This window comes from Flavobacterium sp. P21 (assembly GCF_050632225.1).
Lineage (GTDB): Bacteria > Bacteroidota > Bacteroidia > Flavobacteriales > Flavobacteriaceae > Flavobacterium.
In genome coordinates this window covers 501,380-521,085 of the sequence record NZ_CP192585.1, presented here as the reverse complement: position 1 = coordinate 521,085, position 19,706 = coordinate 501,380, and the positions used below count along the sequence as shown (strand labels likewise).

Sequence of the window (19,706 nt, the reverse complement as noted above, 5' to 3'; positions counted from 1 at the left end):
CTCCCAATTTTGGGAGCTTTTTTGTTTTTATAAAGTTGCTATCGCTTTCTGAATTCTCGAAATAGTTTCTTCTTTTCCGATGATTTCAACAATGTCAAATAGGTGAGGACCTTTAAGAGCGCCAACCAAACTTAAACGGAAAGGTTGCATAACTTTGCCCATTCCAATTTCATTTTTAGTTAACCAATCTTTTACGATTGCTTCGATATTTGCTGAATCAAAACCATCAATATATTCAAGAGTCGAAATCAATTCCTGCATTAAAGCTGGAGTTTCTTCTTTCCAATTTTTGCTTGCTTTTTCATCGTATGATGTTGGTGCCTGGAAAAAGAAATCAGTTAAATCCCAAAAATCTGAAACGAAATTTGCTCTTTCTTTTACTAGTGAAACAATACGCGTTGTCACTTCGAGCGGAGTCGAGAAGCCTTTTTCAACCAAAATAGGAGAGAAGTCTTTCGCTAAATCAGCATCATTTTGTTTGATTAAATGTTGATGATTGAACCATTTTGCTTTTTCAATGTCAAATCTAGCTCCTGCTTTATGTACTCTATTCAAGTCAAAAGCTTTGACTAATTCTTCTAAAGAAAATAATTCTTTGTCTGTTCCATCATTCCAACCTAATAAAGCAAGGAAGTTAATTAATGCTTCTGGTAAATATCCGTCACCTTTAAATCCTTTTAGTTCTTTCCAATCTAAAGGAAATACTGGAAATCCACCAATTTCACCATCACGTTTAGATAATTTTCCTTTTCCATTTGGTTTTAAAATCAAAGGCAAATGAGCAAATTCCGGCGCATCCCAGCCAAAAGCTCTGTATAATAAAACGTGAAGTGGCATCGATGGCAACCATTCTTCACCACGAATCACATGTGAAGTTTCCATCAAATGATCATCGACAATATTCGCTAAATGATAGGTTGGCATTCCGTCGCTTTTAAACAAAACTTTATCATCAAGTAAGTTCGTTTCGAATTTAACATCACCACGAATGATATCCGTTAAGTGTAAAGTTTCATCAACCGGAGTTTTAAAACGAATTACATAATGTTCTCCATTTGCAATTCTTTTTGAAACTTCATCAGCAGAAATTACTAATGACGTATCTAGTTTTTCACGGTTTGTATGATTGTAAATAAATGTTTTTCCTTGTGCTTCTTGTTCATTTCTTAATGAAGTTAAAGTTTCTGGAGTATCAAAAGCATAGTATGCCCAACCAGAATTGATCAGTTCGTCAACATAATTTTTGTATAATTCTTTACGTTCACTTTGTCTGTATGGACCAAATTTTTCATTTTTTCCAACGGTTTCATCAGGAGAAATTCCTAACCATTCTAAAGCTTCCATAATATAAGCCTCAGCACCTGGAACAAAACGGGTTTGATCTGTATCTTCAATTCTCAGATAAAAAACACCATTATGTTTTTTTGCAAATAAATAATTAAATAGGGCAGTACGAACACCACCAATGTGTAATGCTCCTGTCGGACTTGGTGCAAAACGCACACGAACTTGCTTTGACATTTGTATAAATTTTGATGCAAAGATACAATTCAGATTTAAGATTGTTGATTTTAGATTTTAGATTTATGATGTAATCATTAATTGTATTTTTTGATATTGTTATTGCAATTGATTTTTGAAATTTGAATCTTTATAATTACTACTTTTATGGGTTATAATTAAAAGAGATTTTATTTTGAAAACATCATCTGCAATATATCAGAAGTTAGAAGGATTTATAAAGAAATATTACATGAATGAATTGATAAAAGGAGCACTTCTTTTTATTGGTTTCGGACTTTTGTATTTTCTTTTTACGCTTTTTATCGAGTATTTTCTTTGGCTGAAACCATTAGGAAGAACACTTTTATTTTGGATATTTATTGCCGTTGAAGTTTTTCTGCTGTTTCGTTTCATCTTATTTCCAATTTTTAAGTTGTTCAAACTTCAAAAAGGAATAGATTATAATCAGGCTTCTGCTATTATTGGAAATCATTTTACAGAAGTTAGCGATAAGCTGACGAATTTTTTACAGCTTTCATCAAATGAAAATTCTGCAGAAAGTTCAGAATTAATGTTGGCTTCGATCGAACAAAAAGCAAATTCATTGCAACCAATTCCGTTTGGAAATGCCATCAATTTTAATTCAAATAAAAAGTATTTGCCATTAGCTTTGATTCCGGTTTTATTGTTTGCAGTGTTTTTTGTTTCTGGAAATAGCAATATTATTTCGCAAAGTTTTAATAGAGTAGTGCATTTCAATTCTGCTTTTTTACCACCGGCTCCTTTCAAATTTGTAGTTTTAAATGACAATTTACAGACAGAACAAAACAAAGATTTTATTGTAAAAGTAGAAACTGAAGGAAACATTGTTCCGGAAAATGTGATGATCCATATAGGAAACGAAAGCTATTTTATGGAATCTTCTCAAACAGGAAAGTTCGAATTCAAGATTGAAAAACCAACTTCAGATATGGCTTTTTCTTTTGAAGGAAATTCGGTTTCATCAAATGAATATGAATTAAAAGTTATTACAGTTCCATCGATTGCTAACTTCGAAATGGTTCTGAATTTTCCATCTTATCTGAAAAAGAAATCAGAAATAATTCAGGGAACAGGAAACGCAATCGTACCAGAAGGAACAACTGTAACTTGGAAAATGTCTACAAAGTCAACTCAGGAGATCGTTTGGAAAGATGAGAATTCAGTATTTAAATTTAATAAATCTGATGATGAATTTAAGTTAGTAAAAAGCATCAGTCAGAATACTGAATATCAAATTCAGACTTCTAATAGTAAAGTTAAGAATTATGAAAAACTGGATTACCAATTGTCTGTTATCAAAGATCAGCATCCAACGATTACAGTTTCGCCAGCTCCAGATAGTTTGAAGTTAGATAAAAATTATGTTTTAGGAAGATTGGGAGATGACTACGGATTATCAAAATTACAGATCGTTTATTACGAACATGGCAAACCACAAACTGCAAAACGCGGAACCATTCCGGTAAAGCAAACAGTGTTCGATCAGTTCGTTTTTAACTTTCCAAGTAATCTTGCAGTAGAAGAAGGAGTGTCGTATGAATACTATTTTGAGGTTTTTGACAACGATGCACCACACGGATTTAAGAGCACAAAGTCATCTACATTTTCAGATCGAGTTGCTACAACAGATGAAGTTCATGATGCAGAATTACAACAGCAAAATGCCAACATTAATAGTTTATCTAAATCGCTAAAGAATCAGGAAAAGCAATTTTCTGATATGGACAAACTAAAAAACACCGGAAAAGAAAAAGATAATTTAGAGTTCAAAGATCAACAGAAGGTAAATGATTTTATCAAACGTCAAAAACAACAAGACGAAATGATGAAGCAGTTTGCTGAAAAAATGAATAAGAATTTAGATAAATACAATACCGACAAGAAAGATAAAACTGCCGAAGATTTGCAAAAGCGTTTAGATAACGCAGAAAAAGATTTGGAGAAAAATCAGAAATTGATGGATGAACTGAAGAATCTAAATGACAAATTAAACAGCGAAGAGTTGTTTGATAAGATGGAAAAGTTCAAACAAATCAGCAAAAATCAATCTCGTAATTTAGAACAATTAGTCGAATTAACCAAGCGTTTTTATGTAGAAAAGAAAACTGAGCAAGTTGCTGAGAAACTAAATAAGTTGGCTGAAAAGCAAGAAGAACTTTCTAATAAAGATGCTGAAAACACAAAAGAGAAGCAGGACGATATCAATAAGTCATTTGATAAGATTCAGGAAGATCTTAAAGATTTGAAAGAGGAGAACAATACTTTAAAATCTCCTTTAGATATTCCGAAAGATGCTTCAAAAGAAAAAGATGTAGAGAATGATTTGAATAAAGCTTCTGAAGAATTGAGTAAAAAGAATACTTCTTCGGCTAAGCCAAAACAGAAAAGTGCTTCAAAGAAAATGAAGTCAATGGCAGAGCAAATGAGTTCAAGTATGGAAGGTGGAGAGCAAGAACAATTGCAAGAAGATGTTGCAATGCTTCGTCAAATTCTGGATAACCTTTTAGCTTTTTCATTATCTCAGGAAGATGTTATGAAACAATTTAAATCGATGAAATTAGGTTCTTCTGCTTATACTAAGAACATCAAAATTCAGCAGAATTTAAAGCAACAGTTCAAACATGTTGATGATAGTTTGTTTGCATTGTCTCTTAGAAATCCAAAAGTTGCCGAAGATGTAACTAAAGAAATTGGCAACGTACAATATAATATGGACAAAGCGATTGAGGTTTTAACCGATGTTCAAATCCCAAAAGGAGTTTCACATCAGCAATACGCAGTTTCATCTGCAAACAAATTGGCAGACTTTTTAAGTGACCTTTTGAATAATATGCAAATGTCTATGGCTAATCCGGGAGCTGGAAAACCAAAACCTGGAGATGGACAAGGAATGCAACTTCCAGATATTATTCAAAAACAAAAAGGCTTAGCTGATAAAATGAAAGACGGAATGAAGTCTGGTGATAAACCAGGAACTGGTAAAGATGGAAAAAGCGGTGAATCAAAACCGGGAGAAGGAAAAGAGAATGGACAAGGAAAAGATGGTAAAAGTGGTCAAGGTAAAAACGGACAGGGAAATCAAAATGGAGGAAAAGGCAAGAATGGAAATGAAGGTGAAGATGGAGAAGGAGACGCTGAAAAGATAATGGAGATTTATAAAGAACAGGTAAAACTTCGTGAAGCATTACAAAATGAATTAGCAAAAAAGGTTTGGATGCGCAAGGAAGAAATGCAATTGAACAGATGAAAGCTTCAGAAAAACAGATTTTAAACAAAGGATTTAAGAATGAGAACCTGCAAAGAATTTTAAATATTCAGCAAGAGTTGCTAAAATTAAACAATGCAATTCAGCAACAAGGCCAAGATACGAAGCGTCAATCTGAAACAAATAAGACAGAATTTCCTAATCGTTCAAATGCTCTACCAAGCTCATTAACTGATTATTTAAATAGTGTAGAAATTTTAAATAGACAATCGCTACCTTTGCGCTCGAATTTTAATCAAAAGGTTCAAGAATATTTTAATACAAAATGATAAACTTTAATTACGAAACCGAATTTTCTTTAGACAACGAACAAGCTTTTACAGATTGGTTAAGCGCAGTTATTGTTTCTGAAAAGAAAAGAGAAGGAGAAATAAATTATATTTTTTGTGATGATGAGTATTTGCATAAGATAAATGTAGAGTATTTAAACCACGATACACTAACTGATATTATCAGTTTTGATTATACAGTTGGTAACGAATTAAACGGAGATATTTTTGTTTCTGTAGAAAGGGTAGAAGACAACGCAAAAGATTTTAATGTTTCTTTCGAAGAAGAATTGAAACGTGTACTTGCTCACGGTATATTACATTACTGTGGATACAAAGATAAAAGTGATGCTGATGCAGAATTGATGCGTTCAAAAGAAGATGAAAAGATTGCAATGTTTCACGTGGAACAGTAATTAAACATCTAAAAAAGAAGCAGAAGTATGTTCCACGTGAAACGTTTTTATCTCTTTAAATAGAAAAAAAGATGTTCCACGTGAAACATCTAAGAGAAAAACAACATATTTATTTATGTCGTTCCACGTGGAACGACATAAATTTTTTAAACTTTTTAATTTAAAACTGTGTTCCATGCGAAACGTTTTGAATTTTTTAAATAAGAAAGTTTAAAAGATTAATTGATTAAATGAATCGTTCCACGTGGAACGATTATGGATTTGATTTAAAGTTTCGAGTTGTTTCTAGTTTATATATGTGTTCCACGTGAAACGTTTGTGTGTAGATTTGAAAGCTGAAACAAATATTGTGTTCCACGTGAAACATAAGTTATATTGAAATTTGAATTTGGAATTTAAATCATTCGTTCCACGTGGAACAAAAGGAGAATAAATTTAATTCTGAGAACTGCCTTAAACGGTTTCCAGAGAATAATGAAACAAAATGTTTTTAGAAGAATACGATGTTATTGTAGTTGGTGCTGGTCATGCTGGATCTGAAGTCGCGATCGGCCGCCGCAAATTTGGGATCCAAAACTTTATTGGTTACAATGAGTTTGCAGAACATAGCCCAGATGTCTTGTAATCCTGCGATGGGTGGAATTGCGAAAGGACAAATTGTTCGTGAGATCGATGCGCTTGGTGGATACTCCGGAATTGTTTCTGATCGAACTGCAATTCAGTTCAAGATGTTGAACAAATCGAAAGGACCTGCAATGTGGTCGCCAAGAGTTCAAAGTGACAGAATGCGTTTTGCAGAGGAATGGAGATTGATGTTGGAGGGAACTCCGAATTTAGATTTTTACCAAGAAATGGTAAAAGGTCTGATTATCGAGAACGGAAAGATAAAAGGAATCAGAACTTCGCTTGGAGTTGAAATTCGTTCCAAATCTGTTGTGTTGACAAACGGAACTTTTTTGAACGGATTGATTCATATCGGAGAAAAACAATTCGGTGGAGGAAGAGCGGGCGAAAGTGCTCGCAACCGGAATTACCGAAGATTTAGTGAAAGCGGGATTCGAAGCTGGAAGAATGAAAACAGGAACGCCTCCGAGAGTAGATGGTCGTTCTTTGGATTATTCGAAAATGAACGAAGAAAAAGGAGATGCAAAACCGGATAAGTTTTCTTATTCGGATTTAACGGTTCCGTTAACGCATCAAAGATCTTGTCACATGACATACACAAGTTTGGATGTTCATGATATTTTGAGATCTGGTTTTGATCGTTCGCCAATGTTTAACGGAAGAATAAAAAGTTTAGGTCCGAGATATTGTCCTTCGATTGAAGACAAGATTAATCGTTTTGCAGATAAAGAACGCCATCAACTTTTTGTTGAACCAGAGGGATGGAAAACTTGTGAAGTTTATGTAAACGGATTTTCAACTTCGCTTCCAGAGGATATTCAATTTAAAGCATTGCGTACCGTTGCCGGTTTTGAGAATGTGAAATTCTTGCGCCCAGGTTATGCAATTGAATATGATTATTTCCCACCGACACAATTGAAACATACTTTGGAAACAAAGTTGGTTGAAGGATTATATTTTGCCGGACAGATTAATGGAACGACAGGATATGAAGAAGCCGCTTCGCAAGGTTTGATGGCCGGCATAAATGCGCATTTAAAAGTGCACGAAAAAGCGCCATTAATTTTAAAACGTGATGAAGCGTATATTGGAGTTTTGATCGACGACTTGATTACGAAAGGAACGGAGGAGCCATATCGTATGTTTACATCGAGAGCAGAATACAGAACATTGTTGCGACAAGATAATGCCGATTTCAGATTGACGCCAATGTCATACGAAATTGGTTTGGCTTCTGAAGATCGTATGAGAAGAATGGAACACAAATTAAACGAGTCTGAAAAGATGGTTTCGTTTTTTAGAGAGACGAGTGTTACAGTTGCAGAAACAAATCCAATTTTAGAAGCAAAAGAATCTGCGCCAATTTCGCAAGGAGATAAAATGTTTAAAGTTTTTTCTCGTCCGCAAATTGAATTGGAAGATATGTTGAAATTCGAAAAAGTGGAAGCCTATATTAAAGAAAATAATCTTGATGAAGAAATTGTTGAGCAAGCCGTAATTCAAGTTAAATATTCTGGTTACATCGAAAAGGAAAGAAATAATGCAGATAAACTAAATCGTTTAGAAGAAGTAAAAATTCCGGAGAATTTCGATTATAATAAAATTAAATCTATGTCGATTGAAGCAAAACAAAAATTGAGCAAAATTCGTCCTGTGACAATTTCTCAAGCTTCAAGAATCAGTGGCGTATCACCAAGTGATATTTCCGTGCTTTTGATTTATATGGGAAGATAAAGATTTTAGATTGCTGATTTTAGATTTTAGATTGTTTTGATCTTTTGAAATGATTTGTTTTACGTGAAACTAAAAAGGTTATATGCTAGCGCAGATTTTTAGATTCCTGTAAATAATTTAAAATCTAAAATCAGAGATCTAAAATTGATTTTGTTCCACGTGAAACTTTTTTAAAAAGTTGCGTTGGATTATTTTAACATAAAATATTCATGATTGTAGAGATGGACAATTAATTGTCCATCTTTTTACGATTTGATTGAAAAATAAAAAAGTAAATGTTTGGATGAACTTTGATTCGATTAAACATTATTCAAACCCGAATTCTATTAAATAACTATTAATTAAAAAATGGACGTTTCAAACAAAAAACATTTTCTAACTGTAAAAGACCATTCTGTTTCAAAAGAAATTTTCGATTTATACTACGATGAAAATTTGGACATGCTGATTACTTCCCCATGACCAGATTTAGAAAATTTAGGAAGATATTACGAAAGCGAAGATTACATTTCGCATACAGATAACAAACGTTCTGTTTTTGAAAAAGCCTATCATTTTGTAAAAAGTATCGCTTTAAAAAATAAACTGAATTTGATTAATTCAGAACAATCTCAAAAAGGAAAAATTTTAGACATCGGTGCCGGAACTGGAGATTTTTTGTTGACAGCAAAAAATGATGGTTGGAATGTAATTGGAGTTGAACCAAGCGACCGAGCAAAAAATATTGCAAAGCAAAAAGGAATTTCATTTGTTGAAGAAATCAGCGAACTCGAAAATAATTCTTTTGACGTAATAACAATGTGGCACGTTTTGGAACACGTTCCAAATTTGGAAAATCAAATTCAGGAATTGAAGCGATTATTGAAGCCAACTGGAACATTGATTGTTGCTGTTCCGAATTTCAAATCTTTCGATGCAAAACATTACGGAGAATTTTGGGTCGCTTTTGATGTGCCAATTCACTTTTGGCATTTTTCAAAAAAATCGATCCAAATACTTTTTGAAAAAGTTGACATGAAATTAGAAAAAGTACTTCCAATGAAATTTGATTCATTTTATGTGAGTCTTCTTTCTGAAAAATACAAAACCGGAAAAATGAATTTTGTCACTGCGTTTTTTGTCGGTTTGCGATCAAATTTAAAAGCATCGTCAACAAAAGAGTATTCATCGCACATTTATGTCCTAAAAAACAAGCAAAACGTAAAATAAGCCCGTTTTAGAGACGTTTTAGGCTGAAAGCAGAGTTTGTGTTGTCTTTTTCTAGAAAATCGCTCTAAAGCAAGCTATGAAAGCCACTTTTAATAGTGATATTTTATAGTATTTATTTACTTCATAAAGAAAATCAATGCCATATTTTTGTGGCATTTTTTTGTTTTTTTTCGATCAAAAATGTGAAATTTTAAATTTTAGAAAATTTTAAAAAAAAACGCTTTTCAAAAATTGGAATAAATTTCCAAAATTGAAAAAATGCACTTTTGTATCAAATTTGAATTGATAAAGAGAAAAAGAAAAAAATGATTTTATTTTTGGAAAAATCCCGTTTTGATCAAAATTTCATTTCGCTGAAATCCAAAAACGAATCGGAAGCCAATTTTGGCACTTAAAAGTGTCCAAGACGTAAAATTAGCGTGTTTCCGGGACTTTTTAAGGTGAAATGAGGGTTTGTATCTTCTTTTTCAAAAGGATTTCGCTAATAAAAGCTATGAAGTCCACTTTTAATAATGATATTTTATAACATTAAAAATTTCCATAAAGAATACCAATATCATAAAATTTTAGCATTTTTTAAAGTTTATGTCGATGCTATTTATTTTTTTATATTTTTGTCTTTCATACCAATAAAAAAATAGAAATTTAGAAATGAAAAAAGCATTAGTAATTATCGGGCTTTCAATTTTGGCTGTTTCTTGTAATAAAACAGCGGAAGTTAAGGAAGTAAAAACAGCTTACGTAGATACTTCAGTTTTAATGAAAGAATACACTGAAGCAAAAGACCTTGAAGCTAAATACAAAGCTCAGGCAGAGGAAAAAGGAAGACAACTACAAGCTGAAATTACTCGTTTTAAACAAGACGTCGCTAATTTTCAAAGCCAAGCACAGGCAAATGGCCAGCAATGGGCACAACAAAGAGGAGCTGAATTGCAAAAAAGAGAGCAACAATTGGGCTACGCTCAACAAGCTTTGTCGCAACAATTACAGCAAGAAAGTGGTGTAGAAATGGACTCTTTAATCAGTGGAGTTAAAAAATTCATCAAAGATTACGGTAAGAAAAATGGTTATGCATACATCTATGGTACTGGTGATGCCGCAACTGTATTATATGCTGAAGATAAGTATGATATCACAAAAGAGATCATTAAAGAATTGAATGAAAAGTACAAAGCGACTCCAAAAGCAGAAGCTAAACCAGCCGCAAAAGAAGAGGCTAAAAAATAAGACTTCCAAAACTAACTAAACTAAGAAAACCTAAATCAGTAACTGATTTAGGTTTTTTTCTTTTATAAAAATGCGATATTTTTGGCGTTTAATACCTGCCTAATGCAAAACGTTTCAGAAGTCTGTCGCTTACACCTTACAATTCATAAATCAGACGCAAAAATCTATTTTTCTTACCGGAAAAGCTGGTACAGGAAAGACGACTCTTTTGCGCGAAATAATTGCTACAACACACAAAAATACTGTGGTTGTGGCGCCTACAGGTATTGCGGCGCTAAATGCTGGTGGTGTTACGATTCACTCGATGTTTCAGTTGCCCTTTTCGGCTTTTCTTCCCACTTATGAAGAAAGTTCTCAGTTTACCGATACTGTGAAATTTGAAAACAAAGAATCTCTTCGACGACATTTCAAAATGAATAATGTCAAGCGAAATGTGATCCGAAATATGGAATTGCTGATTATCGATGAAGTCAGCATGCTTCGTGCTGATTTACTGGATGCTATCGATTTTATGATGCAGACAGTTCGCAGAAATACACGAGCTTTTGGTGGTGTTCAAGTACTTTTTATTGGCGATTTGTTGCGGCTTCCGCCAGTAATTCGGGATGAGGAATGGAGAACTTTACGCAATTATTATAAAGGAAAATTCTTTTTCCATTCGCACGTAATTCAGCAAAATCCGCCTTTGTATATTGAATTATCTAAGATTTACCGTCAAAGCGATGATGTTTTTATTTCGGTTTTGAACAATCTTCGAAACAATCAAATTACAAAAGAAGATGTTGAAGTTTTAAATCAATATGTAAAACCAGATTTTGATTTAAAAATGAATCCTGGATATATTACGCTGACGACTCACAATGCCAAAGCAGATACGATTAATGAGCAAGCAATCAGTGATTTGACTGGAAATGAATTCAGTTTTCAGCCTTTTGTAGTTGGTGATTTTCCTGAAAAAATTTTCCCAGTTGAAGAAAATTTGAAGCTTAAAGTGGGTGCGCAGGTTATGTTTGTGAAGAATGATTTGTCATTTGAAAAAAGATATTTCAATGGAAAAATGGGTGTAATAAAATCGCTTTCTGCTGAAGAAATTTTCGTTCACTTTCCTGAAGAAAATAAAACCATTGAAGTCGAAAAATACGAGTGGAAAAACATTCGCTACAAGGTAAATGAACTGACAAAAGAGATTGAAGAAGAAGTTTTAGGCACATTTGCTCATTATCCAATCAAATTGGCGTGGGCCATTACGGTGCACAAAAGTCAAGGACTGACTTTTGAGAAAGCCGCGCTTGATGTATCGCAAGTTTTTTTACCTGGACAAGCCTATGTAGCACTTTCGCGTTTAACGTCCTTAAATGGGCTTGTTTTGCTTTCTTCGATGCAAATGAACGGACTTTCGAATGATCAAGATGTCATGGATTATGCGTTAAACAAAGCGACAGAAGATGATTTGAAAAATTCACTACATTTTGAAACCAAAAATTTTATTCATAACTATTTGATCAACAGTTTTAATTGGACAGATTTGGCTCAGGAATGGCGAAATCATAGATTTAGCTATAACGAAAATGCGACAAGTTCCGAAAAATCAAAACATTCCGTTTGGGCGCATAAACGATTGGATTCAATTGAAAGTTTGGTGGATCCTTCGCAGAAATTCATTCTACAACTGAATAAAATTTTCAACGGTGAAACTGTCGATTTGATTTTTGTGAAAGAAAGGGTAGAAGCGGCTTATGACTACTTTTTTAAACCAATGGATAAATTGGTCACGGATTTGTTGGCAAAAATGGCTGAAATTCAGAAATTTAAAAAAGTAAAAGAGTTTTATGAAGAATTGTCTGTTTTGGACGATTTGCAGACAAAAGCCGTTTTGCGACTAATGAAAGCCAAACTGCTTATGGAAATTGTCGTTTCCCGTGAAACAATCAGCAAAGATAGTTTGACTTCTCCAGCCATTAAAAATTATAAAACGGATAAAATTTCGAGAATCCGTGAGGAGTTTAAAATGACCAATACAGACATGTTTCAAGTCGAAGAGCCTGCAATGCGTTATTCTTTCAAAAATTGGATAAAACGGTCGAAAAAGGACCAAAAAAGACAACAGTTGAAGAAACGCACGAACTTTGGTTAGAGAAAAACTCAATTGAGGATATTGCACGAATCAGAAAAATAACGAAACAGACGGTTGAAACACACTTGATAAAATTGATTCAGGCTAAGAAAATAGAGATTTCTGAAGTACTTCCGGATGATAAAATTTTAGCACTTCGAGATGCTTTTGAATTTTATCAAGAAGAATCGTTAGCGCCGTTAAAAGAAAAATACGGTGATGAATTTACTTGGGATGAACTTAAAATGTTCAAAGCTAGTATAAACTGATTTTAGATTTTGTAACTTGTGTTTAGAGTTCTAAATTTTAGAAATATCTTAAAAAACATTATGTAAAATAGAAATCATGAAAAAACTATTATATCTCTCAATTGCAATATTTTGGATGAGTAATGTAATTGCTCAAGACTTAAAACCGGAATATCAAAAGTTTATTAAAAGTTTTATCGCTAATGTGAAAAAGGGTGATAAAGAAGCAGTTGCAAAATTTATTTCATTTCCGCTCAATAGAGAATATCCAATTCCAAGTATTGTAAATAAGGCCGATTTTATAAAAAAATACGATCAGGTTTTTGATGAAAAATTGATAAGTGAAATTACTAAATCGAATCCTGCAAAAGATTGGTCAGAAATGGGCTGGCGTGGTATTATGTTGAATAACGGAACATTATGGATAGACACTGACGGAAAAATAATAGGAATTAATTATCAATCAAAATTTGAAAAAGATTTAAAAGCAAAACTGATTATTAATGAAAAAACGAAGCTTCATCCATCAATTGCCAGTTTTAAAACACCAGAGTATATTTTAGAAACTTCAAAATTCAGAATCAGAATTGACGATTTAGGGAATGAAAATTATCGTTATGCTTCTTGGTCTATTAATCAAAAAATGAGTGAAAAACCTGATTTGGTAATTACTAACGGGAAGTGGGTTCAGCAAGGATCTGGTGGAAACCATTATATCGAATTTAAAAAAGGAAATTATATTTATACTTGCGATATTATAGTTTTAGGCACAAGCGAGTCGCCTCCAGCGAGATTAATTATTACACAAAACGGAAAAGAAATTTTAAATCAAGACGCGACTATTGTTCCACGTTAAACAAATTAGCGATAGCTTTAAGCCTCAACACGAACTAAATTTAATTTGATTATATTTGATTGTTTTTGTGATAGTTAGTTTTTAATTAAAAATATTTTTAAGATGAAAAGAAGCTATTTGTTTTTAATTCTATCAATTTTAATCTGTAATTATACATCTGCTCAAGAGGCAAGTTCAGATTACCAAATATTTGCAAAGCGGTTTATTGAAAATATAAAAGACAACAAAAAAGAGGTTTTGGCTGATCTGGTTGTTTACCCACTGAACAGGGAATATCCGATACCTGATATACTTGACAAATCAGATTTTATAAAACGATATGATGAAGTTTTTGATGCTAATTTTAAAGATGAAATCATAAAATCGAATCCTAAAGAAAATTGGCATGATATGGGTTTGCGCGGGATCATGCTTGATAAAGGAAGCATTTGGCTCGATGTAGAAGGACGTCTGACAGCAGTTAACCATTTGTCGAAATTTGAAATTGATCTCAGAAAGAAACTTATCGATGCGCAGAAAAATGATTTAGATGCAAGTATTGCTTATTTCCAGACTCCAATTTGCATTTTAGAAACAGATAAATTTATTATCAGAATCGATGATCTGGGTAAAAATAATTATCGTTTTGCATCATGGGCAATCGGAAAAAAGATGAGTGAAAAGCCCGATATGATTCTTTATAAGGGCAAACTTATTGTCGAAGGTATTGGTGGCAATCATCAATATGAATTTGCAAATGATAAGTATACTTACGAATGCGCAATTATAATTTTGGGCGAAAAAATTCGCCTCCGGCGAGATTTACGATATATCAGGGAAGTAAAAAAATACTTCTTCAAGATGCTAAAATTGTTTCACGATAAACAAAAAGCCTATTCAATTCGAATAGGCTTTTTGTTTATAGCGTTGAAATCACTTTTTCAAGCTCTTTTTGTTGCGTTATTTGCGTTAATTTTAGTTTTTGAATGTTCACCTCGTTTTCTTTCGTTTTAATGCGCTGTTTGGTTATTTCTTCATCAGAAAGGGAAGTTGTAGCAATTTTGTTCTCTAATTTTTGATTCGTCGATTGCAGTTTTTCAATTTTGCTTTTCGTCGCTTTCAAATTATTTTCAGATTTAACAAGATTTTTCTTTTTGTTTTCAGCCTCTTTCAGCTTGCTTTTCAATTCAGTGATTTTCGTATCAAGCGCTCTGTGATTTTGATCTGAAAGATTTTTAAAGTCAGCGTCAATTCTTTTTTGTTCTAATTCTAAAGTTTTTTGATCTGTATTGGTTTGTTGTGCAAAGAAATAGCTAGTGTTCATCAGGAACATAGCCAATGCGATAATTTTAATGCTTTTCATTTTTTTAGTTTTAATAAGAAGCTAAATTATCGTTTGAAAAGTATTGTAATTACCTTTATGAGAATTTTAAAGCAACAGAATAGGACAAAAAAATCCTATTCTTTTCGAATAGGATTTTTAGGAATTTTATAAGTTTTCGACTAATATCCAGGCATCTGGATTTTCGCCTTTTTGTATTTCTTTTTGAGCTTTAGTAGCTTCGGCCATAGTTGCATAACTTCCGTATAAAACAGGAAATAAACCGTGTTTGTTTTCGCCAAGCATACGTGCTTTATAACCATCTTTTATTAATTGATCATAAGCTTTTTTAGCATTTGCTTCACTTCTAAAAGCTCCGGCCATAATGTGGTAAGGCATTAATTTGGCTTCTGGAGTTTCTACTTTTGCAGAATCAACCGAAAGCGTTACTGCAGGCAAAGGATTTTGGATAAAGAAAGTCGCTTCCTGAATTTTGTTTTCTACTTTTTTCTGAACAGCACTTTCGACAACTAGAGTTTGAGAATCAATTTGATTTTGGTACAAAGGATAGCCAATACTTCCAGTAATACCAAGTCCTAAAATGAAAATGGCGAGCATATTTCAATAAAGAATTCGAAGATTTTGATTCCTCTTCACCAAAAAGCGCAATCGTTTCTTTTTCTGTAATTTCTTCCAATTTGCGCTCAAAAATTTCTTTTTTCACAACTGGAGAAATAAACGGACTTAGTCCAAAAGAAGTAGCCAAATAGTTGGTTTGATCATTTGGAGTGAAAATGATATTTTTTTCAGAATTCAGACGAATTTCACCAATATTTTTCAGGCTTATCGTACCATCTTCTTCAAGCGTTTTTTTCCAGCTTAAAACTTCAAATGCAATTGCACTTACGGCAAAACCATATGATGTTTTTTCAGCATTTGCTATATGATTGGCAAGTAAACCGTCGTTGTTTTTTAAGTGACTGTTGAAAGAAATCAACTTCTTAGGTGGAGAAAACGAATTTGTGTTTTCATTCACTTGTGCCGATTGAGTTTCTGTTAAGAATGCACCAAATCCTGGAACCGTTACACACTGATAACGATACAATAACTGTCCTATGTAGTTTTCGATTTTCATAGTAACAAAGTTATGGAACGAATATAGTTATCAAAATTTTATTCACAATTTTTATTAACAATTCGGATTATTTTATAGACAATTCGTTTTCAATTATTTAAATAAATGTAGTGCTAATTTTTAGGTGTACTAATTTTATAAATCGCTATTTTTATTAGGAAATTACTTTATTTTAGTGATATTTGCGCTTTAAAACTGTTTTAGTTTTCGGTTCTATTTTACATAATGTTTTTTGAAAATGTCAGATCAGGAATTATTTTACTTGTTAGCCTTGCTCAAAGTGGATGGAGTAGGAGATATTATGGCCAAAAAATTGATAAAGCATTGCGGAAGTGCAGAAGCAGTTTTTAAAGCAAAAGCGGTTCAAATTGCCAATATTGATGGTATTGGTGCCGTTTTGCTTAAAAACTTGAAGGATAAAAGTGTTTTTGAGAAAGCTAGTTTCGAATTAGAATTCATCCACAAAGAAAAAATAAATATATCCTATTTTCAAGATGAAGACTACCCTGATCGTTTGAAACACTGCATAGATGCACCGGTTTTGATTTTTACTTCTGGAAAGATAAACTTGAAAAACAAAAAGTTAATCAGTATTGTTGGTACACGGCAAGTTACTTCATATGGAATTGATTTTTGCAAAAAATTTATTGAAGATCTTGTTCCTCTCGATCCTGTAATCGTAAGCGGATTTGCTTATGGTGTTGATATCGTAGCGCATCAATTGGCTATGGAAAATAATCTGCAAACGATTGGTGTTTTGGCACATGGCCTTAATCAAGTTTATCCGAGAACGCACAAAAAGTACATTGCTAAAATGGAAGAAAACGGTGGGTTTATCACTGAATTTTGGAGTTCTTCAAATCCAGATAAAGAAAAATTTGTTCGCCGAAACCGTATTGTAGCTGGCATGACCGAAGCCACCGTTGTAATTGAATCTGCAGATAAAGGCGGTTCTTTAATTACCGCCAATTTTGCAAATGACTACAACAGAGAAGTTTTTGCAGTTCCTGGCCGTGTTTCAGACAGATACAGTCAAGGATGTAATAACTTGATAAAAACGCAAAGAGCAAATGTTTTGACCAGTGCGGCCGATTTGATTTATGTACTGAATTGGGATCTTGAAAATAAACCAAAAACGGTGCAAAGACAGCTTTTTGTAGAATTAGATCCCGATGAAGAAGTAATTTATAATTTCTTGATTAAAAACGGAAAAGAGCTTCTGGATATCATTGCATTAGAATGTAATTTCCCAATTTTTAGATTGTCCGGAATACTTTTGAATATGGAGCTTAAGGGATCAATTAGACCATTACCAGGGAAAATGTTTGAAGCGATTTAGTTGGTTTTTTATTAGAAAAATTAGCACGAAATGAATAAGAATACATTTGTTTTTGAGGATAAGAAAAAAGCCTAATAGAAACTAAATCTATTAGGCTTTTTTTGGAGATTTTATTTTTCAAATCCTAAGACATTGCGAACTTTTGCTAAAACGCCATCTGCAACAACAGAAGCTTTTGTCGCGCCTTTTTTCAGTAAGGCATCCACTTCTTCAAGATTGTTTATGTAGTAATTATATTTTTCTCTTTCTGTTTTGAATTTTTCGGTAATTAATTCAAACAAAGCTTGTTTGGCGTGACCGTAACCATAATTTCCGCCAAGATAATTTGCTCTCATTTGTGCAATTTGCTCATCATTTGCTAATAACGAATAAATGGCAAAAGCATTACAAGTATCTGGATTTTTTGGAGCTTCAAGCGGAGTACTATCAGTTTCGATGCTCATTACTTGTTTGCGAAGTGTTTTATCATCCAGAAAAATATTGATGATATTATTTGCAGATTTACTCATTTTTCCGCCATTTGTTCCCGGAATCAACATGCTGTCTTCCTGAATTTTAGCTTCTGGAATCACAAAAGTTTCGCCCATTTGATGGTTAAATCTTGAAGCTACGTCGCGCGTAATTTCTAAATGCTGTAACTGATCTTTTCCAACCGGAACAAATTCGGCATCGTATAATAAAATATCAGCTGCCATTAACATCGGATAAGTAAAAAGTCCAGCGTTAACATCGTCTAAACGGTCCGATTTATCTTTGAAAGAATGTGCTAAAGTTAATCTTTGGAACGGAAAAAAACAGCTCAAATACCAAGTCAATTCGGCAGTTTGAGTCACATCAGATTGTCTGTAAAAAGTAACTTTATCTGGGTTCAAGCCACATGCAAGCCAAGCCGCCGCAGTGCTATATGTATTTTCTCTTAATGTTTTGCCATCTTTGATTTGTGTAATAGAATGCAAATCAGCAATAAACAAATAAGATTCATTTGCAGGATTGTTCGATAATTCGATTGCAGGGATAATTGCTCCCAATAAATTTCCTAAATGCGGCGTCCCTGTACTCTGAACACCCGTAAGTATTTTTGCCATTCTCAATTTTTTCTGAATTGCAAATGTCGTGATGTTTTTTCTAACCGCAAAGCACGCAGAGATTTTACGCAAAGCACGCCAAGATTTTTTACTGAACGTCCTTTAAATAAATTAAAAGATAGAGCCACAGATTATGAGGATTTCCACCGATTTTAAATCCATTTAATCATTTTAATCTGTGGCTATAAACTTTGCGAACCTTGCGTAAAATCTCTGCGTGCTTTGCGGTTAAATAATTAGCCAAAGAAATTCTTGTTTAAAATTCATTTCTGTTTTACTACATTTGAAACTATGAAAATATTTAAAATTGCTTTTTGGGTTTTATGGCGTATTTGGTTTTATGTTTTAATGGCCATTCCGATATTGATTATGTTGCCGTTTTTGCTGATTTCTATCATTTCAGAACGCGGATATCCGTATTTCTTCAAAATGGCCCGCATTTGGGCTAAATTTATCCTTTTCGGGATGGGTTTTTATTACAAAGTAAAGCGCGAACAAAAGCTTATCAAACATACAAGCTATATGATTGTTGCAAATCATACCTCGATGACAGATATCATGCTAATGCTTGCTCTTATTAAAAATCCTTTTGTTTTTGTGGGAAAGAAGGAATTAGTAAAGATTCCGCTATTTGGATTTTTCTATAAAAGAACTTGTATTTTGGTAGATAGAAATTCTTCAAAAAGCAAAAACGAAGTTTTTAAAAGAGCTCAAAATCGACTAAATCAAGGTCTAAGTATTTGCATTTTTCCTGAAGGTGGTGTTCCAGATGATGAAAGCATTTTGCTGGATGAGTTTAAAGATGGAGCATTTCGATTAGCAATAGAGCATCAAATTCCGATTGTTCCAATTGTTTTTCCAGACAACAAAGAGCGTTTTTCATATACTTTTTTTAGTGGAAGTCCTGGAAAAATGCGCGCAAAAATTCTTCCGTTTGTAGAAACAAGTGGCGTAACAATCGATCATCGAAAAGAACTTCGGGATCAAGTAAGACAATTGATTTACAATGAATTGATTGAATTTCAGAAGAAAGATTCTAAAAAATAAAAACAGAACCCGGCAATCCTTAAAAGTCTAGGATTCCGGGTTTTCTTTTGAACTAAAATAACCCCTTATTTTTATTCAAAAATCTTATCTGTGAATGATTTTTTCAGAAATAAATCGCAATACTTTTTTAAACTTTAATTTGGTTTTTCTGCGGTTTTTATTGTACAACACTTCAATTTTCTCTTTCATGATTAAAAACATTAAGGATTGATAATAAAGAGTTTGGTTAGAACTCAAGTTAACTTCACAATATAATAGAGAGCTAAAAATGAAAAAGGTTGCGTACAACAGGAA

11 protein-coding genes and 4 pseudogenes are annotated in these 19,706 nt (G+C 33.0%); 11 read left to right on the top strand and 4 right to left on the bottom strand.

Annotation, left to right across the window (positions count from 1 at the left end; all coding sequences use genetic code 11):
* Window positions 1-27 precede the first annotated feature (27 nt).
* The gene (gene gltX, locus ACQ9BO_RS02480) at window positions 28-1,521 is read right to left on the bottom strand and encodes a glutamate--tRNA ligase (RefSeq protein ID WP_431243511.1); all 1,494 of its coding nucleotides are present in this window, start codon (window positions 1,519-1,521) and stop codon (window positions 28-30) included.
* Window positions 1,522-1,696: 175 nt separating this feature from the next.
* Here gltX and ACQ9BO_RS02475 point away from each other — a divergent pair.
* From ACQ9BO_RS02475 to ACQ9BO_RS02435, 9 genes and pseudogenes are all read left to right on the top strand, one after another.
* A pseudogene (locus ACQ9BO_RS02475) lies at window positions 1,697-5,079 on the top strand (hypothetical protein).
* Complete coding sequence (ybeY, locus tag ACQ9BO_RS02470) at window positions 5,076-5,495, top strand: rRNA maturation RNase YbeY (RefSeq protein WP_431243510.1); 420 nt, start codon at window positions 5,076-5,078, stop codon at window positions 5,493-5,495. The pseudogene ACQ9BO_RS02475 and the gene ybeY overlap by 4 nt, the downstream one beginning before the upstream one ends.
* 484 nt (window positions 5,496-5,979) lie before the next feature.
* Window positions 5,980-7,853: pseudogene (gene mnmG, locus ACQ9BO_RS02465) on the top strand (tRNA uridine-5-carboxymethylaminomethyl(34) synthesis enzyme MnmG).
* Window positions 7,854-8,201: 348 nt separating this feature from the next.
* Window positions 8,202-9,062 (top strand): annotated as a pseudogene (locus ACQ9BO_RS02460) (class I SAM-dependent methyltransferase).
* Window positions 9,063-9,713: 651 nt separating this feature from the next.
* On the top strand, window positions 9,714-10,289 hold the full coding sequence (locus ACQ9BO_RS02455; protein WP_431243509.1) for an OmpH family outer membrane protein: 576 nt from the start codon (window positions 9,714-9,716) through the stop codon (window positions 10,287-10,289).
* 145 nt (window positions 10,290-10,434) lie between these two features.
* On the top strand, window positions 10,435-12,423 hold the full coding sequence (locus ACQ9BO_RS02450) for an ATP-dependent DNA helicase (RefSeq protein WP_431245053.1): 1,989 nt from the start codon (window positions 10,435-10,437) through the stop codon (window positions 12,421-12,423).
* Window positions 12,357-12,671, top strand: coding sequence for a helix-turn-helix domain-containing protein (locus tag ACQ9BO_RS02445; RefSeq protein ID WP_431243508.1), 315 nt, complete (start codon window positions 12,357-12,359; stop codon window positions 12,669-12,671). Before ACQ9BO_RS02450 ends, ACQ9BO_RS02445 begins: the two co-directional genes overlap by 67 nt.
* A 76-nt stretch (window positions 12,672-12,747) precedes the next feature.
* Window positions 12,748-13,506: a hypothetical protein gene (locus tag ACQ9BO_RS02440; protein WP_431243507.1), complete on the top strand. Its 759-nt coding sequence runs from the start codon at window positions 12,748-12,750 to the stop codon at window positions 13,504-13,506.
* Window positions 13,507-13,608: 102 nt separating this feature from the next.
* Complete coding sequence (locus ACQ9BO_RS02435) at window positions 13,609-14,499, top strand: hypothetical protein (RefSeq protein ID WP_431243506.1); 891 nt, start codon at window positions 13,609-13,611, stop codon at window positions 14,497-14,499.
* Here ACQ9BO_RS02435 and ACQ9BO_RS02430 read toward each other — a convergent pair.
* Together ACQ9BO_RS02430 and ACQ9BO_RS02425 are read right to left on the bottom strand one after the other, a co-directional pair.
* The gene (locus ACQ9BO_RS02430; RefSeq protein WP_431243505.1) at window positions 14,405-14,848 is read right to left on the bottom strand and encodes a hypothetical protein; all 444 of its coding nucleotides are present in this window, start codon (window positions 14,846-14,848) and stop codon (window positions 14,405-14,407) included. The two genes, ACQ9BO_RS02435 and ACQ9BO_RS02430, sit on opposite strands and share 95 nt — an antisense overlap.
* A 126-nt stretch (window positions 14,849-14,974) precedes the next feature.
* A pseudogene (locus tag ACQ9BO_RS02425) lies at window positions 14,975-15,941 on the bottom strand (SPOR domain-containing protein).
* Between the two features lie 238 nt (window positions 15,942-16,179).
* Between ACQ9BO_RS02425 and dprA the strand changes: the two are divergent.
* Window positions 16,180-17,280, top strand: coding sequence for a DNA-processing protein DprA (gene dprA / locus ACQ9BO_RS02420; RefSeq protein ID WP_431243504.1), 1,101 nt, complete (start codon window positions 16,180-16,182; stop codon window positions 17,278-17,280).
* 110 nt (window positions 17,281-17,390) lie between these two features.
* On the opposite strand, the gene trpS is transcribed toward dprA, so the two are convergent.
* Complete coding sequence (gene trpS, locus ACQ9BO_RS02415; protein ID WP_431243503.1) at window positions 17,391-18,365, bottom strand: tryptophan--tRNA ligase; 975 nt, start codon at window positions 18,363-18,365, stop codon at window positions 17,391-17,393.
* Window positions 18,366-18,656: 291 nt separating this feature from the next.
* On the opposite strand from trpS, the gene ACQ9BO_RS02410 reads away from it, so the two are divergent.
* Complete coding sequence (locus ACQ9BO_RS02410) at window positions 18,657-19,412, top strand: lysophospholipid acyltransferase family protein (protein WP_431243502.1); 756 nt, start codon at window positions 18,657-18,659, stop codon at window positions 19,410-19,412.
* Window positions 19,413-19,706: the final 294 nt, after the last annotated feature.

Coding starts and splice junctions, on each gene's coding strand:
- gltX (WP_431243511.1), bottom strand. CDS start 1,521: ATGTCAAAGCAAGTTCGTGTGCGTTTTGCACCAAGTCCGACAGGAGCA.
- ybeY (WP_431243510.1), top strand. CDS start 5,076: ATGATAAACTTTAATTACGAAACCGAATTTTCTTTAGACAACGAACAA.
- ACQ9BO_RS02455 (WP_431243509.1), top strand. CDS start 9,714: ATGAAAAAAGCATTAGTAATTATCGGGCTTTCAATTTTGGCTGTTTCT.
- ACQ9BO_RS02440 (WP_431243507.1), top strand. CDS start 12,748: ATGAAAAAACTATTATATCTCTCAATTGCAATATTTTGGATGAGTAAT.
- ACQ9BO_RS02435 (WP_431243506.1), top strand. CDS start 13,609: ATGAAAAGAAGCTATTTGTTTTTAATTCTATCAATTTTAATCTGTAAT.
- ACQ9BO_RS02430 (WP_431243505.1), bottom strand. CDS start 14,848: ATGAAAAGCATTAAAATTATCGCATTGGCTATGTTCCTGATGAACACT.
- dprA (WP_431243504.1), top strand. CDS start 16,180: ATGTCAGATCAGGAATTATTTTACTTGTTAGCCTTGCTCAAAGTGGAT.
- trpS (WP_431243503.1), bottom strand. CDS start 18,365: ATGGCAAAAATACTTACGGGTGTTCAGAGTACAGGGACGCCGCATTTA.
- ACQ9BO_RS02410 (WP_431243502.1), top strand. CDS start 18,657: ATGAAAATATTTAAAATTGCTTTTTGGGTTTTATGGCGTATTTGGTTT.